Consider the following 14106-nt stretch of genomic DNA (forward strand, 5'->3'; position numbering starts at 1 on the left):
GCGTGGGGCGGTGGGACCGGGTAACGGCCCGACATCAAGGAATGGTGCGGCATCTTGCACGAAATGGGTAACATTCCGGGTCTGGCAGAAGCGGACTATACCGCTCTTTACGACCGAATCGCACAGTCACCGCAAGGACTTGCCTTTCTGCGCGAACATGCCCGCCGCGCGGGCGAGGCCGGCCAGACCAAGGTCGACTCAGCCTTGCGCGATCTGCGCGAGCTGTTTGAAAGCCAGACCAGCCTTTTGCAGACCTCCGGCCGGGCCGAGGTGCTGCGCAATGAACTGCTGGAGATGGCGGCCTCCATCGAACATGCCCGCCGGGAAATCGCGGCGCTGCGGCCCAAGGATCAGGCGAATAATCGCCTCGATATCGCCACCAACGAACTGGATGCTATCGTCTCCACGACGGAGCGTGCGTCCATTGATATCCTTCAATCCGCCGAGCGGTTGATGGAGGTTGCGGGCCGTCTGAAGCGCCTTGGCGCAGATGCCGATCTGGTCAGCGATATCGAGAATGAAGTCACCAACATCTTCACCGCCTGTTCCTTCCAGGATCTGACGGGGCAGCGCACCAGCAAGGTGGTCAATGCCCTGCGCTATGTGGAACAGCGCATCAACGCCATGATCTCCATCTGGAGCATTGAGGGTGTGAAGACGCCGGCCCCTGCCGGCCCTGTTGATGCACGTCCCGACGCCCATCTGCTGGGTGGCCCGCGCGACGATGGTGTCAACCAGAACGATGTGGATGCGCTGATGTCGGGGGCGACGCCAGCCCCGCGTGCAGCCCCGCCACCGCCTCCGCCGCCAAAGCCGGCAGCGCATGCCGCTGCTGCCGCGGTGGATGGGGATCCGCCGAACCCGCTTGACCAATCCGAAATCGACAATCTGTTCGACTGATTTAACGGAGACTTCTGATGGACTACACCGTCCACACCGCCGCTGATGGGTTGCGCGTCACCCTGTCTGGCCGTATGACGCTGATCGACCATGAAAAGTTCCGCAATGTCGTTGATGCGATCGAAAAGGCGGAAGGCACCGTCTGCATTTTCGATCTGACGAAGCTGGAATTCGTCGACAGCTCCGGCCTGGGCATGTTCCTCATCGCCCGCGACGTGGCCTTGCCGAAGAAGATGGAGATCGAGCTGTTCGGCGCGCAGGAATCGGTGAAGCGTATCCTGCAGATCGCGAAGTTCCAGACGCTGTTCCGCGTCACCCCCTGATCCCGGCGCGCCAATGGTGATCGCCGCCGAACCATTGACCCCGCACGCCCACCCGCCATCCATCGGCGGGGAGGTGGCATCGGCCTTGCTATGGCGGTTGGCCAGCGGTCACGGTTTGCGCGTCACCGATTGGGCGGTCGAAGCGGCGGAAATGGGGGAACTGTCGGCAGCACCGGATATTCTGGTGGCTGTGCGCGGCAGTGTGCGGGATATCGCTGCTGGTCTGTCGCTGGGTGGCTCGGCCTATGTGGAACTGGGCGATGATGGCGACCTGCCGGCGGGGCTGCTGCCCCTGTTGGCGGGGCCGCCCTGCCTGCACCTATCCCTATCGACCGCCACCTGCTTCAGCCTCGATCTGGCGCCCCTGCTCTGTGGTGCAATGGTGGCGCGCGGCTGGCTCTCCCCTGACCGCCGCGCCGATGCAGAGATTTGCCTGCATGAGGCGATCAGCAATGCCATCGTGCATGGAAACCTGGATATTCATCAGGGGCCATCGGCGGATGCAAGCGCCTTCGACGGCTTTTTTCGGTCCATCCAGACCCGATTGACCGACCGTGACCATGCCAGCCGTCGCGTGACGGTTGAGGCGACGGCAGCCGCCGATATTCTTTGCATCACCATCCGGGATGAAGGGCGGGGTCATCCCGGCCATGTACCGACGGCGGTGGAGCAACTGGAGGCCAAGTCGGGCCGTGGCATCCGCATCATGGGCGAACTGGCCGACCGCGTAACCTTTACCGAGGGCGGGCGCGCCGTCCACCTGCATTTCCGCCGATGACGGAGATACCGCCCCTTCCACCGCAGGGACCGAACCGGATCAGCTTCGCCGATTGCCGCGTCCTGATCATTGACGACAGCCGGTTCAACCGCGAAATCCTATCCCGCTTCATGCAATGGGTGGGCATTGGCCGCATCGAATTCGCGGCCAATGGAGAGGATGGGCTGGCGAAGCTGCGGGCCTCCAACTACGACTTGGTCCTGCTGGATATCGATATGCCGGTGATGGATGGGCTGACGCTGTGCCGTCGCATCCGCGATGAGCCGGCCTGGGCCGACCTGCCCGTCCTGATGCAGACATCGGCCAGCGCCGACCCCGCTGGCGTGAAATGCTTTGAGGCCGGTGCCAGCGACATCGTCACCAAACCCATCAATCCGGGCGAATGCATGGCGCGCGTCCGCCTGCATCTGGAAAAGCAGTTCTTCTTCCGTAACCTGTCGGATTTCCACCGCCGCCTGCAGAATGATCTGAAACTGGCGCGGTCGATGCAGAAATCCCTGATCCCCGACGCCCGCACCATCGCCGCCGCCGGCCAGCGTCACAAGCTGGCGATTGAAGGGCATTTTGAGCCGTCGGACGAGCTAGGGGGCGATTTCTGGACCCTTTTCGACCTGGGCGATGATCTGGTGGGGGTGCTGGCGGCGGACTTTTCCGGCCATGGCATTTCCGCCGCCATCAACACCTTCCGATTCCATACCTTGATTGAGCGGATACCCCCGCAAGGCTTCGAACCGGTGGAATGGCTGACTATGCTGAACCGGCCGCTGAAGGATCTGCTGCCGGTCGGACAGTTCGCCACCTGCTTTTATGGCATCATCGACAGCCGCATCGGCACGCTTTCCTACGCCGCCGCCGGCGCGCCCAGCCCGATGATGTTTCACAATGGTCATGTCACGATGCTGGATGCCAGCGGCCTGATGCTTGGGGTTTCCAACAATCCATCCTTGACGGCCGACACGGTTCCGTTTCCCCGTGGCGCTTCCCTTCTCATCTACTCCGATGCGATGACGGAGGCGGATGACCGGAACGGCCACCTGATCGGGGAGGATGGGTTGCTGCGTCTTGTGCGCCAATGTTTCCCCGGCGGCGAGAACAGGCTTGCGCGATTGCTCGCCTCCTTCGACACTATGGCTGCGCGGCCTCTGGCCGACGATCTGACGGCCATTTGCATCAGCAGGGTATGACCATGCCGGCGATGTCCCTACCCAGTTGGTTGACAGGTTTATTCAAGCCCAACCGCCGCCGGTACGACCGGCACGCGGTACAGTTCGGGGTCAGGCTGCTTGCTGGCGGTCAGACCCATGACTGCAACATGCGCGATGTCTCGCCCAGCGGTGCGTTGCTGGTGGATGCGCCTGATCTGACCATCGGGACCCTGGTGCAGCTGGAGATCCCGCAGATTGCGCTGACCGCCAATGCGCGTGTGGTGCGACGGACGGAACTGGGCATCGGCATCGAATTTTCCAAGGACGGCGTCGGTGCCATCGTTGCCGGTTGGGCGCGGGGACAAAGCCCCGTGACGGAATAGCCAACCTGCCGGGAATGTCTGGGTCCTGGATGCTGCCCTTGCGCCGCCGCGTTGGCCGGTCCATGTGCTATGGTCTTTGGTATGGCACCGACGGAACCCGACCTTGGCTAAACCTTCTCCTGTGCCTGTGAAACGTTCCACACCGACCGGCACCCTTCTGCGCCGTCTGTCCGGGGACTATCTGGGGCCCTACAAGCCGAAATTGCTGGCGGCCCTGCTGCTGATGGCGCTGGAGGCGGCGGGGACCGGGGCGGTGGGGCTGGGGTTCCAACCCCTGCTGGACCGTGCGTTTCAGCCAGACAATCAGGGTTTTCTGCTGCCCTTCGCGGCCCTGATCATGGCGGCCTTCGTGGTGCGCGGTACGGCGGCCTATGGTCATTCGGTGCTGGTCAACCATGTGGGGCAGCGCATCGTGGCGCGCATTCAGGGCCAGGTTTACGGCCACCTGATTCGGTCCGATCTGGCCTATCTGCATGGCCGCGCCTCGGGACAGTGGATTTCGCATCTGGTCAATGATGTGAACCAGATGCGCCTTGCCGTGTCGGAATGTCTCACGGGGGCCGTGAACCACAGCCTGACGCTGGTCGTGCTGGTCTGCATCATGTTCTATCAGGATTGGCGGCTGGGCCTGATCGCCTTCACGGTGTTTCCCGTGTCGGGCTGGTTCCTGGGCCGGCTGGGCAAGCGTCTGCGGCGCATCGCGGCCAGCCAGCAGACGGAACTGGGCAATTTCTCCGCCGTGCTGGGCCAGACCTTCCAGGGGGCACGCCATGTGAAGGCCTATGGCATGGAGGCGTATGAGGAACGCCGGGTGGGTGTCACCATCGACCGGCTGCGCAAGCTGACGGCCAAGAGCTACCGTACCGGCGCGTCCATGCTGCCCATCAACGAGATTTTCAGCGGTGCCGCCGTGGTCGGCGTCATCATCTATGGCGGTCTCGCCATCGCCGACGGCACCCGCACGGCGGGCCAACTGGTCAGCTTCATCGGCTCCTTCATGCTGGCCTATCAGCCGATGAAGGCCCTGACCAAGCTGAATGCCCAGTTACAGGTCGGGCTGGCGGCGGCTGAACGCGTGCTGGCGGTGCTGGACACAGCGCCCACCATTACCGACACGCCCGGCGCCCTGGCTTTGCGGGTCGACGCCACCCACGACATCCGCTTCACCAATGTCCGCTTTTCTTATGATGGGGAGAAGGAGGCGCTGGAAGGTGTGGATATCATGGTGCCGGCGGGTCGCACGGTGGCGCTGGTCGGTGCGTCGGGGTCGGGCAAGACCACCGTCCTCAACCTGATACCCCGCTTCTATGAGGTGACGGGCGGGTCAGTGACCGTGGCCGGGCACGATGTCCGTGATCTGACCCTGTCCAGCCTTCGCGCCTCCATCGCCCTGGTCAGTCAGGAAACCGCCCTGTTCGACGACACGATCCTGGCCAACATCGCCTATGGCCGCCCCGGTGCCAGCCGGGTGGAAATTGAGGCGGCGGCCCGCGACGCGGCGGCCCATGAGTTCATCATGGAACTGCCCCATGGTTACGACACCGTGGTCGGCGAGATGGGCCTGAAACTGTCGGGCGGGCAGCGGCAGCGTATCGCCATTGCCCGCGCCATGCTGAAAAACGCCCCCATCCTGTTGCTGGACGAAGCCACCTCGGCTCTGGACAGTGCGTCCGAACGCGCGGTGCAGGATGCGCTGCGCCGTCTGGCGGCGGGCCGCACCACCCTGGTCATCGCCCACCGCCTCTCCACCATCGCCGACGCCGACCATATCTATGTGATGGATCAGGGCAGGGTGGTGGAGCAGGGGACCCATGCCGACCTGCTGGCCGCCGGCGGTGCCTATGCGCGGTATCAGGCGTTGCAGGGTGGGGCGTAAATTACGCCGCTTCCTTCTTCTTCGCCCCGATCTTCGGCTCCTCGCCCTTCAACAGGCGGGCGATATTATCCTTGTGGCGGATATAGACCAGGACGGCGATAAACAGGCACAGGCCCGCCACGGCGGGACCGGCCAGGAACCACGCCACCACCGGGCTGGCCCCCACGGCGATCAGGGCTGACAGGGAAGAGATGCGGAACAAAACCGCCGCCAGCAGCCAGGTGCCGCAGGCCGCCAGCCCCACGGGCCAGGAAATGGCCAGCAGCACGCCCAGCGAGGTCGCAACACCCTTGCCGCCCTTGAAGCCCAGCCAGACCGGGAAGCTGTGGCCCAGCATGGACCCCGCCGCCGCCGCAATCCCGGCCTCCGTCCCCGCCACATACAGCGCGATCAGGGTGGCAATCGCCCCCTTGCCGCTATCCAGCAGCAGGGTAGCCAGCGCCAGCGGCTTGTTGCCGGTGCGCAGCACATTGGTGGCGCCGATATTGCCGCTGCCGATCTGGCGGATATCGCCATAGCCGGCCAGCCGGGTCAGGACGAGGCCGAACGGGATGGAGCCAAGCAGGTAGCCGCCGATCAGTGCGAGGATCAGCGGCAGCGGGGAGAGATCGGCCATGGTCTTGCTTCTTGTTTGTGGTCGGTCTGCAATCAGTCGCGGGCGAACACCGTGCGCCCATCCACGATTGTGCGCAAGACCATGCCCTGAACCGGGCGGCGGTCAAAGCAGCTGTTCTTGGACTTCGACGCCAGTTTCTCGGCCTCCACGCGCCAGGGCCGGTCCAGGTCGAACAGCACCAGATCGGCAGCCCCGCCCACCGACAGCCGGCCAAGCTGGCGCAGGCCCAGGATATCGGCGGGAATCGAGGTGACCGCCGCCAGCGCACGCGACAGGGGCAGCGCCCCCTTATGCACCAGCTCCAGCGTCAGGGGCAGCAGCGTTTCCAGACCCACCGCGCCAAAGGCCGCCTGGGCAAAGGGCACGCGCTTGCTGTCCTGGTCATGCGGGTGGTGGTCGGATGCGATGGCATCGATGGTGCCGTCGGCCAGCCCCTCAATGATGGCGCGGCGGTCCATTTCGCCCCGCAGCGGTGGCGACAGCTTGAAGAAGGTGCGGTAATCGCCGACATCGACTTCGCTCAGCGCGAAATAGGGCGGGGCGGTGTCGCAGGTGACCTTCAGTCCGCGCGCCTTGGCCCGGCGAATAACCGCCACGGATTCGGCGGTGGAGATATTGGCGGCGTGATAGCGTCCGCCCGTCATCTCCACCAGACGCAGATCGCGTTCCAGCATGATGACTTCCGCCATGCCCGGAATGCCAGCCAGTCCCAGGCGCGTGGCAATCTCGCCCGCATTCATGACGCCGCCGGCCAGCCGCGGCTCTGACGGGTGCTGGAAAATCGTCTGGCCGAAGCCGTTGGCATAGGCGAGCGCGCGGCGCATCAGGGCCGGGTCGGCGATGGGGCCGCCATCGGTGAAGCCCACGGCCCCGGCTTCGGCCAGCAGCCCGATCTCGCTGATCTCCTTGCCCGCCGTCTCCCGCGTGACGGTGCCATAGGCGAAGATCTTCACCAGCTTGGTTTCCCGCGCCCGTCGCGCGATGAATTCCAGCCCGGCCTCGTCATCAATCACCGGGTCGGTATTGGGCAATGCTGCCAACGCCGTGATACCCCCGGCGGCGGCACTGCGGCTGGCGGTCTGGATCGTCTCATTATGCTCCAGCCCTGGCTCTCCGACCTGGGCACGCAGATCGACAAGGCCGGGGGCCAGCACCAGACCGTCCGCCTCCACAATCTCCGTGCCGTCGGGCAGGCTCTGATCGGCATCCGCGCCGATGGCGGCGATCTTCGTCCCGACGGTCAGCAGGCTTCCCACCTGGTCAAGGCCGCTGGCCGGGTCGATCAGACGGGCATTGCGGTAAAGCACGGGCTGGGTCATGGCGCACTGGTCTCCCTGGCGTGGTCGGGGCTATTTACCAGAGGCAGCGGCGGCGCGGCGTGCTGATTTCGCGGGCTGTGGTTGAAAATTGGCCGGCTCATCCCTTTGCGCTGCTGTTATCAGCCCGTTCAATTCTGTTACGCTATCGATCTGTATCGGCGTTCACGGGTATGGAACATCATGTGCGTTCTGTGTGGCAGGTTGGAAGACACACATGAATTGACGACGGAGGAGGTGGCCGCCCGGGTCGCCGGCTCTGTCAGCAAACCCATCCTGTCCGATGCGGAAATCGTTGAGCGGCTGCAGGACGATGACGGTTCCTGGTCGCCCAACAAGACCATCGGTATTTCTTTCCTGACCTCCCGGCCGGCTATCAGTACCGGCAAGGACTATAACGGGTTCAATGTCCTGACCGACCAGCAGAAGGAAACGGTGCGTCTCGCGCTGCAACTCTGGTCCGATGTCGCCGGTCTGACGTTCAAGGAAGATGCCACCAGCGCGGAACGACAAGGACAGATCACCTTCGCCAATTCCGATACGATCACGGAAGGCGTCTGGGGTTTTGCCTACACCTCCGGCACAACGCGCCCGGTCTGGATTAATTTCAACGGCAGCACCGACACCTGGAGCCGCACGCCGGGAAATTATGATCTCCAGGCCACGCTGCATGAAATCGGCCATGCCCTGGGCCTGTCGCATCCCAGCGATTACAACGCCTCCGACAGCGGGGAAGAGACTTACGCCAACAGCGCGGATTTCCTTCAGGATAATCGCCTGTACACCATCATGTCCTATTTCAATGCGACGGAGATTGGCGGCAATCACGGGCGCAAATATGCTGCGACGCCCATGGTGTACGACCTGCTGGCCGTGCAGGATTTCTATGGCCGCAATTATGCGACGCGTGCGGGCGACACGGTCTATGGCTTCAACAGCACGGCCGACCGTTCGGTCCTGGACTTTAATGTCAACACCCAGCCTGTGGTGACCATCTGGGATGGCGGCGGTCGCAACACCCTGGATCTGTCGGGCTTCACCAATGCCTCGACCGTTGATCTGCGTCCCGGCTCTTATTCCGATGTCGCGGGGCTTCGCAGCAACCTCTCCATCGCCTTCGCGACCTATATCGCGAATGTGGTGACCGGCACGGGCACGGATGGGGTGCGTGACAATGCCTTGGCCAATCGCATCGCCACCGGGGCCGGTGATGACGTGATCACCCTGACGATCGGCAATGATACCGTCGATGGCGGTGCCGGCACTGACATCCTGCAATTGCAGGGCAGCAAGGACCTGTACCGCACCATCACCAATTCCGATGGTACCCTGACACTGCGCGGCCCCACCGGCAGCATCCTGGTCAGCAATGTTGAAAGCTTCACCTTCAGCGGCAATGCCGGACAGACCCTGACACGGGCGCAGGTGGCGGCGCTGGATTTCAGCAGCATGCTCTATGTTGCCGCCAATCCAGACCTGATCCTGGCATTCGGGGGCAATCTGGCGGCTGCCACCAACCATTGGCAGACATTGGGCAGGTTTGAGAGCCGCCTGCTGGATGGGTTCAACGCGTTGGATTATCTGGCCAGCAACAAGGACCTGATCGCCGCCTTCGGTTACGATCTGACGGCCGCCACCATGCATTACATCAGCTATGGCTATCGCGAAGGTCGCGCGGTCAGCGGTTTTGACGGGCTCGCCTGGCTGGCCTCCGACACCACGCGCCTGGACAAGATCGGGATCAGCGCTGCCGCCGGTCAGATCGACTATATTCAGAATGGCGCGCCCAAGGGATTGGGCATCACCTTTGACGGTCTGGCCTATGTCGCTTCTTACGCCGATCTGCGCGCGTCCATCGGCATGAACGCCGCCGCCGGTTTGCAGCACTATCTGAACACGGGCGTAAAGGAATATCGGGAGGTGCGGTTCGACGTTGCCAATTATCTGGCATCGAACACCGATCTGGCCCGTGCCTTTGGTTACGATCTGGATCGCGCCTACTTCCATTACTTTTACTACGGCGTGGTGGAGGGGCGAAGCGACGACACTTTCAATGTCTATGATTATGCCGGGTCCAATCCGACGGTCGTGGCTTCGCTGGGCTATGACGTCGCGGCCCTGACCAAGCATTACATCACCACGGGGCTGGCGCAGGGGTTGGGTACGGCAAAGTTCGACGTCACCGCCTATGCCATTCAAAACAACATCACCGGCGATGGCTGGCAGGAGCGGGCGACAAAGGCCTATCTGGCCGGCAATCGTACCAACGGCACCCCCTTCGGCACCGATCAGGACAAGCACATCCTGACCGTCGGCACCGCGACCACCGGGAATTTCAGCAATATCGATGATATCGACTGGTTCAAGTTCAGGGGCGACGCCTACAAGAACTACAAGGTGACAGTCGAATTCCTCACCGCGTCAAGCAGTCCGACCCTGGCGGAACTGGCCCTTCGGGGCGAGGACAATGTCCGTGTCACTTACGATTACGGACGCTATCCGTCGATGTCGATTGAGATTTTTACGCACGAAGCCGAAGACGTCTATATTACGCTGGAGGCATGGAGTTCGACGGCCAAGGATTACAAGATCACTGTCGCCCTGGTGACCGGCAGCAGCAGCGCCGCAGCCGCGCCCTTGGCCGCGGCACCCGACATGGATCTGGTCGGTCAGGTCGCAGATATGGCAACGGATAATTACTGGCTGGCCTGATCCAGGCGCGGCTGACCATGGTCAGCCGCGTCGGCGCCGTTGATCAATCTTCCAGCATATTGGCCAGCTTCAGAGCGATGCCCATGCTGCCGCTGACCTTCAGCTTGCCCGTCATGAAGGCCAGCGTCGGGGCCAGCTTGCCTTCCGCCAGCTTGGCCAGGTTCTCCGGCGAAATGGTCAGGGTGGTGTCGGGGGTGCCGCCTTCGCGGCTGATGGTCGGCGGGGTGGCGCGGCCATCAATGAACAGGGTGCTGCCGCCGCCCAGGTCGAATTTCACCAGCGCGCCCAGGCCGACGAAATTCAGCGCATTGGCCTTCATCTGGGCTTCGATCTGGTCGATGGTCATGGCGTTCCTCTTAGCGTTCTAACGTTTACGTAAGCGGAACTTATAGCGCAAATACCTTATTCAGGCAAGAAGACCCGGCAATCACGCATCAGCGGGCGGCGACGGCGACCGCGACACCGGCCATCAACCCGCCTGTGGCGCGGTTGACGGTCCGCATGCGTTCCGGCGTGGCGATGAAGCGGCGGGCGCTGTCGGCCAGCATGGCATAGCCGGTCATGATCCCGCCCAGCACCACCACCATGATGGCGCAAAGCTCCACAATGGCCAACGGCGTGATGGCCTGGAGCGAGATCACCTGTGGCAGGATGGCCAGGAAGAAGACCATGGTCTTGGGATTGCCGAGCGTCAGGCCCAGCCCGCCCATCACCAGCTTGAAGCCTTCGCCCTTGATCTGGGGCTGCTCCTCAATGCCCTTGGCCGGGGCGCGCCACAGCTTCCAGGCGAGATACAGCAGATAGGCGGCACCGGCATATTTGATGATGGTAAAGACGATCTGGAAGCTCTGCGCCAGAACGGCCAGACCGCCAACCACCAGCGCAAACCAGACAAGATCGCCGATTACGATGCCGGCGATGAAGGGCAGGGTACGGCGCGTGCCGCTGCCCATGGCACGGGCCACCACTGCGGCCACGCCCGGACCGGGGGACGCGACGGCGACGGCATAGATGCCGACAAAGATCATCAAGGCGGTCAGTTCCATGGCACGGCACCCGCAAACAAGGTCACAGGTGCCAGCCTACCACGAAATGGGTTCAAAACCGCAGCGTGAAGACCGAGCCGCCGTCGGGATCAGGCGACAGGTTGATACTGCCGCCATGGGCTAGCATCACCTGACGGGCCAGCGACAGACCGACCCCCGATCCGTCGCGCTTGGTCGTGTAGAAGGGGATGAAGATCTTTTCCGCCACCTCCGACGGGATGCCCGGTCCATTGTCCCCGACATTGATGACGACATGCCCGCCTTCATCCAGGTGGGCCGTCAGGCGGATACGGTGGCCGCCGTCGCGCGCCTCCATGTCGCGCATGGCCTCCACGGCATTCTTCAACAGATTGATCAGCACCTGCTCCACCATGTCGGCATCGGCCATCAGTTCCAGCTGTGGCGGCAGGACCAGCACCTCCAGGGTCACGCCATGGCTCTGCGCGGCGGGTGCCATCAGGCGCTGCAAACGTTCGGTGATTTCCTTGACCTTGATGCGCGACAGCTGCGGTTTGGGCACTGAGGTGAATTGCCGATAACGTTCGACAAAGCGCAGTAGGCTATTGGACCGGCGGGCGACCGTATCGATGGCCATCTCCGCGTCTTGCATCTCCTCCACCAGATCGCTCTGCCCCTCGACTTTCTCCTTCAGGTCGGCCAGAACCCCCTGCGCCGTGCGCGTCAGGGAAGAGATGGGGGTGAGCGAATTCATCATCTCATGTGTCAGAACCCGCACCAGATCCTGCCATGCCCGAACTTCCGTCGCTTCCAGATCGCCCGCGATATTCTGTAAGGACAGCAGCAGCCGGCTTTCCCCTGCCAGGATCAACTGCGTCGCCGTCACGGTCAGCTGCTGCGGCCCAACTGAACTGCCGGCGGCCACGCGGATCAGGGTGCGCGTGCCCGGCGACAGGCGGCGCAGGGCATCGGCGATCAGCACACCGTCCGTCGTCCGCCGGCTCAGCTCCTCCGGCCCCAGCAGGCGGTGGGCGAAATTGTTCAGCAACTCGACACGCCCATCCTCATACACGGCGGCCAGCGCCACCGGCACATGGTTCAGCATGGCGTTCAGGTAGTCAGCCTGCCGTTCCGACGTGGCGCGGCTGGCGCGGAACTTGTCCATCACCTGCGTGATGGAGGCGCCCAGTTCGTCAAAGGCTGACCCCTGGCCCAACTGGCTGAAGGTTTGGCTGAAATCGGAATGGGCGATGGCACCCAGAAACCGTGCCAGCTCCCGGTTGGTTTTGGTGACAGTGCGCAACAGCCCGCCCACCTGCGCCAGGATGGCCAGTCCTATTAGAAAACTGGTCGCCCGATAGGATGTCGTCACCAGCATGATGCCCAGCAGCATGGAGGACAGCGCCAGTGCGGCCACTCGCAAGGTGACATTCAGCTCAAACTGCCTATAGCCCATGCTTTTCCATCCGGCGATAGAGGGAAGCGCGGGTAATGCCCAGATCCTGGGCCGCATGGCTGATATTGCCTTGATGTTTGGACAACGCCTTACGGATCGCCTCCCGCTCTACCGCTTCCAGGTCCAGCGTATCGAGGACCAGCGCCCCTGCCGGTGCCGCTGCGACAGCCGGGGTCGCAACGGGAGCGGCCGGTGCCTGCCCAGCGGTGGAGGGCAGGGAGAAATCCTCTGCCTCCAGCATCGGCCCGCCCGACAGGATCATGGCGCGTTCCACAGCATGGCGGAGCGCGCGGACATTGCCGGGCCAGCGCCAGGCCATCAGGCGGGGCAGGGCCGATGGCGACACTTTCTTCACCGGCATATTGTATTTGCGGGCATAGATAGTGACGAAATGGTCGATCAGGGCCGGAATGTCATCGGCCCGGTCGCGCAGGGGCGGCAGATGCAGTTCCACCGTATTGATACGGTAGAGCAAATCCTGACGGAACACATCTTCCCGGCCCAACTGGTCCAGCGGCATGTTGGTGGCGCTGACCAGACGGACATCAATGGGGATGGGTTTGGTCCCGCCCACCGGGATCACCACCCGCTGCTCCAGCACGGACAGCAGTTTCGATTGCAGATACAGCGGCAGATTGCCGATTTCGTCCAGGAACAGCGTACCGCCATTGGCGGCGACCAGACGGCCGACCCGGTCCTCCTTGGCGTCCGTGAACGCCCCCTTCTTGTGGCCGAACAGCTCGCTCTCGAACAGGCTTTCAGAGACGGAGCCCAGATCGACCGACACGAACACCTGCGTCGCGCGCTTGGACCGGCGGTGGATTTCGCGCGCGATCACCTCCTTGCCCGTCCCGTTCTCACCCAGGATCAGGACATTCGCCTCCGTCGGCGCGGCGCGGTCCAGCAGGGCGAAGATACGGGCCATGGCGGGGGATGAGCCGATAATGGTATTGGGCGTGCCATCCATGGCCACACTGGCCAGTTCCTTGGTTGTCGCTGCCGATTGCTGTGCCTCGCGCCGTGACGCAGTCAGCTTCAGGGCCGATGACAGGGTGGCCAGCAGCCGTTCATTCTGCCAGGGCTTCAGCACGAAATCGGCGGCCCCCTGCTTCATGGCCTCCACCGCTGTCCCGACATCGCCATAGGCGGTGATCAGCACGACCGACAGGGTCGGGTCGATCTCCACAATGCGCTTAAGCCACTGAAAACCCTCGCGCCCTGTATTGGCACCAATGGCGAAATTCATATCCAGCAGGACCGCGTCGAAGGTGCCATCCTTCAGAAGCTGCGGAATACGGTCGGGCCTTGGCTCCGTATGGCAAAGGATGCCTTCGCGTTTCAGCATCAGGCGGGCGGCGACAAGGATATCCTCGTCATCGTCAACGATCAGAACGCGCGGCTGCTCGGCCATGTCTCACCAGAAGGCAACGGAACTGTCCGGAAACGTACAGTCTTTGTCGATTGATGGCGAGGAGATATGGGTAACGGGCGCGCGCGACAGGCTGATATGTTTTGGCACCGCATTTACCGTCCGGAAACAAAATGCCCGTCGCCGGCGGCGGCGGTAGAGTTATCTTGTGACACAAATAATCCCAAT

General features: G+C 63.0%; 13 protein-coding genes. 7 read left to right on the forward strand and 6 right to left on the reverse strand.

Features of this window, described 5'->3' with window-relative positions:
* Window positions 1-63: 63 nt before the first annotated feature.
* From ABC729_RS05255 to ABC729_RS05280, 6 genes are all read left to right on the forward strand, one after another.
* The gene (locus ABC729_RS05255) at window positions 64-900 is read left to right on the forward strand and encodes a protein phosphatase CheZ (protein WP_495606592.1); all 837 of its coding nucleotides are present in this window, start codon (window positions 64-66) and stop codon (window positions 898-900) included.
* Window positions 901-917: 17 nt separating this feature from the next.
* Window positions 918-1223, forward strand: coding sequence for an STAS domain-containing protein (locus ABC729_RS05260; protein ID WP_054168696.1), 306 nt, complete (start codon window positions 918-920; stop codon window positions 1221-1223).
* A 13-nt stretch (window positions 1224-1236) separates the two neighbouring features.
* On the forward strand, window positions 1237-2001 hold the full coding sequence (locus ABC729_RS05265) for an ATP-binding protein (RefSeq protein ID WP_495606593.1): 765 nt from the start codon (window positions 1237-1239) through the stop codon (window positions 1999-2001).
* Window positions 1998-3185 carry a PP2C family protein-serine/threonine phosphatase gene (locus ABC729_RS05270; protein ID WP_495606594.1) on the forward strand — a complete coding sequence of 396 codons (1188 nt, stop codon included), beginning with the start codon at window positions 1998-2000 and terminating at the stop codon, window positions 3183-3185. The genes ABC729_RS05265 and ABC729_RS05270 overlap by 4 nt, the downstream gene beginning before the upstream one ends.
* Before the next feature lie 2 nt (window positions 3186-3187).
* Complete coding sequence (locus ABC729_RS05275; protein WP_495606595.1) at window positions 3188-3529, forward strand: PilZ domain-containing protein; 342 nt, start codon at window positions 3188-3190, stop codon at window positions 3527-3529.
* A gap of 103 nt (window positions 3530-3632) precedes the next feature.
* Window positions 3633-5405, forward strand: a complete 1773-nt coding sequence (locus ABC729_RS05280) for an ABC transporter ATP-binding protein (protein ID WP_495606596.1) — start codon at window positions 3633-3635, stop codon at window positions 5403-5405.
* A 1-nt stretch (window position 5406) separates the two neighbouring features.
* Here ABC729_RS05280 and plsY read toward each other — a convergent pair whose 3' ends face one another.
* Together plsY and pyrC are read right to left on the reverse strand one after the other, a co-directional pair.
* On the reverse strand, window positions 5407-6021 hold the full coding sequence (gene plsY / locus ABC729_RS05285) for a glycerol-3-phosphate 1-O-acyltransferase PlsY (RefSeq protein WP_495606597.1): 615 nt from the start codon (window positions 6019-6021) through the stop codon (window positions 5407-5409).
* A gap of 32 nt (window positions 6022-6053) precedes the next feature.
* Entirely contained in the window at window positions 6054-7340 is a 1287-nt protein-coding gene (pyrC, locus tag ABC729_RS05290) for a dihydroorotase (protein WP_495606598.1), read from the reverse strand.
* Window positions 7341-7520: 180 nt separating this feature from the next.
* Between pyrC and ABC729_RS05295 the strand changes: the two genes are divergently transcribed.
* Entirely contained in the window at window positions 7521-10049 is a 2529-nt protein-coding gene (locus ABC729_RS05295) for a M10 family metallopeptidase C-terminal domain-containing protein (RefSeq protein ID WP_495606599.1), read from the forward strand.
* 43 nt (window positions 10050-10092) lie between these two features.
* On the opposite strand, the gene ABC729_RS05300 is transcribed toward ABC729_RS05295, so the two are convergent.
* From ABC729_RS05300 to ABC729_RS05315, 4 genes are all read right to left on the reverse strand, one after another.
* On the reverse strand, window positions 10093-10395 hold the full coding sequence (locus tag ABC729_RS05300) for an SCP2 sterol-binding domain-containing protein (protein WP_495606600.1): 303 nt from the start codon (window positions 10393-10395) through the stop codon (window positions 10093-10095).
* Between the two features lie 88 nt (window positions 10396-10483).
* On the reverse strand, window positions 10484-11095 hold the full coding sequence (locus ABC729_RS05305; RefSeq protein WP_495606601.1) for a LysE family translocator: 612 nt from the start codon (window positions 11093-11095) through the stop codon (window positions 10484-10486).
* A 52-nt stretch (window positions 11096-11147) separates the two neighbouring features.
* A complete protein-coding gene (locus ABC729_RS05310; protein WP_495606602.1) occupies window positions 11148-12509 on the reverse strand; it encodes a sensor histidine kinase in 1362 nt (453 codons plus the stop codon).
* On the reverse strand, window positions 12499-13920 hold the full coding sequence (locus ABC729_RS05315; protein ID WP_495606603.1) for a sigma-54-dependent transcriptional regulator: 1422 nt from the start codon (window positions 13918-13920) through the stop codon (window positions 12499-12501). The genes ABC729_RS05310 and ABC729_RS05315 overlap by 11 nt, the downstream gene beginning before the upstream one ends.
* Window positions 13921-14106 lie beyond the last annotated feature (186 nt).

This window comes from Niveispirillum sp. CC-CTL257 (assembly GCF_059489915.1).

Excerpts from the sequence above, each read along its gene's own strand:
- ABC729_RS05255 (WP_495606592.1), top strand. The coding sequence starts at position 64 with ATGGGTAACATTCCGGGTCTGGCAGAAGCGGACTATACCGCTCTTTAC.
- ABC729_RS05260 (WP_054168696.1), top strand. The coding sequence starts at position 918 with ATGGACTACACCGTCCACACCGCCGCTGATGGGTTGCGCGTCACCCTG.
- ABC729_RS05265 (WP_495606593.1), top strand. The coding sequence starts at position 1,237 with ATGGTGATCGCCGCCGAACCATTGACCCCGCACGCCCACCCGCCATCC.
- ABC729_RS05270 (WP_495606594.1), top strand. The coding sequence starts at position 1,998 with ATGACGGAGATACCGCCCCTTCCACCGCAGGGACCGAACCGGATCAGC.
- ABC729_RS05275 (WP_495606595.1), top strand. The coding sequence starts at position 3,188 with ATGCCGGCGATGTCCCTACCCAGTTGGTTGACAGGTTTATTCAAGCCC.
- plsY (WP_495606597.1), bottom strand. The coding sequence starts at position 6,021 with ATGGCCGATCTCTCCCCGCTGCCGCTGATCCTCGCACTGATCGGCGGC.
- pyrC (WP_495606598.1), bottom strand. The coding sequence starts at position 7,340 with ATGACCCAGCCCGTGCTTTACCGCAATGCCCGTCTGATCGACCCGGCC.
- ABC729_RS05295 (WP_495606599.1), top strand. The coding sequence starts at position 7,521 with ATGTGCGTTCTGTGTGGCAGGTTGGAAGACACACATGAATTGACGACG.
- ABC729_RS05300 (WP_495606600.1), bottom strand. The coding sequence starts at position 10,395 with ATGACCATCGACCAGATCGAAGCCCAGATGAAGGCCAATGCGCTGAAT.
- ABC729_RS05305 (WP_495606601.1), bottom strand. The coding sequence starts at position 11,095 with ATGGAACTGACCGCCTTGATGATCTTTGTCGGCATCTATGCCGTCGCC.
- ABC729_RS05310 (WP_495606602.1), bottom strand. The coding sequence starts at position 12,509 with ATGGGCTATAGGCAGTTTGAGCTGAATGTCACCTTGCGAGTGGCCGCA.
- ABC729_RS05315 (WP_495606603.1), bottom strand. The coding sequence starts at position 13,920 with ATGGCCGAGCAGCCGCGCGTTCTGATCGTTGACGATGACGAGGATATC.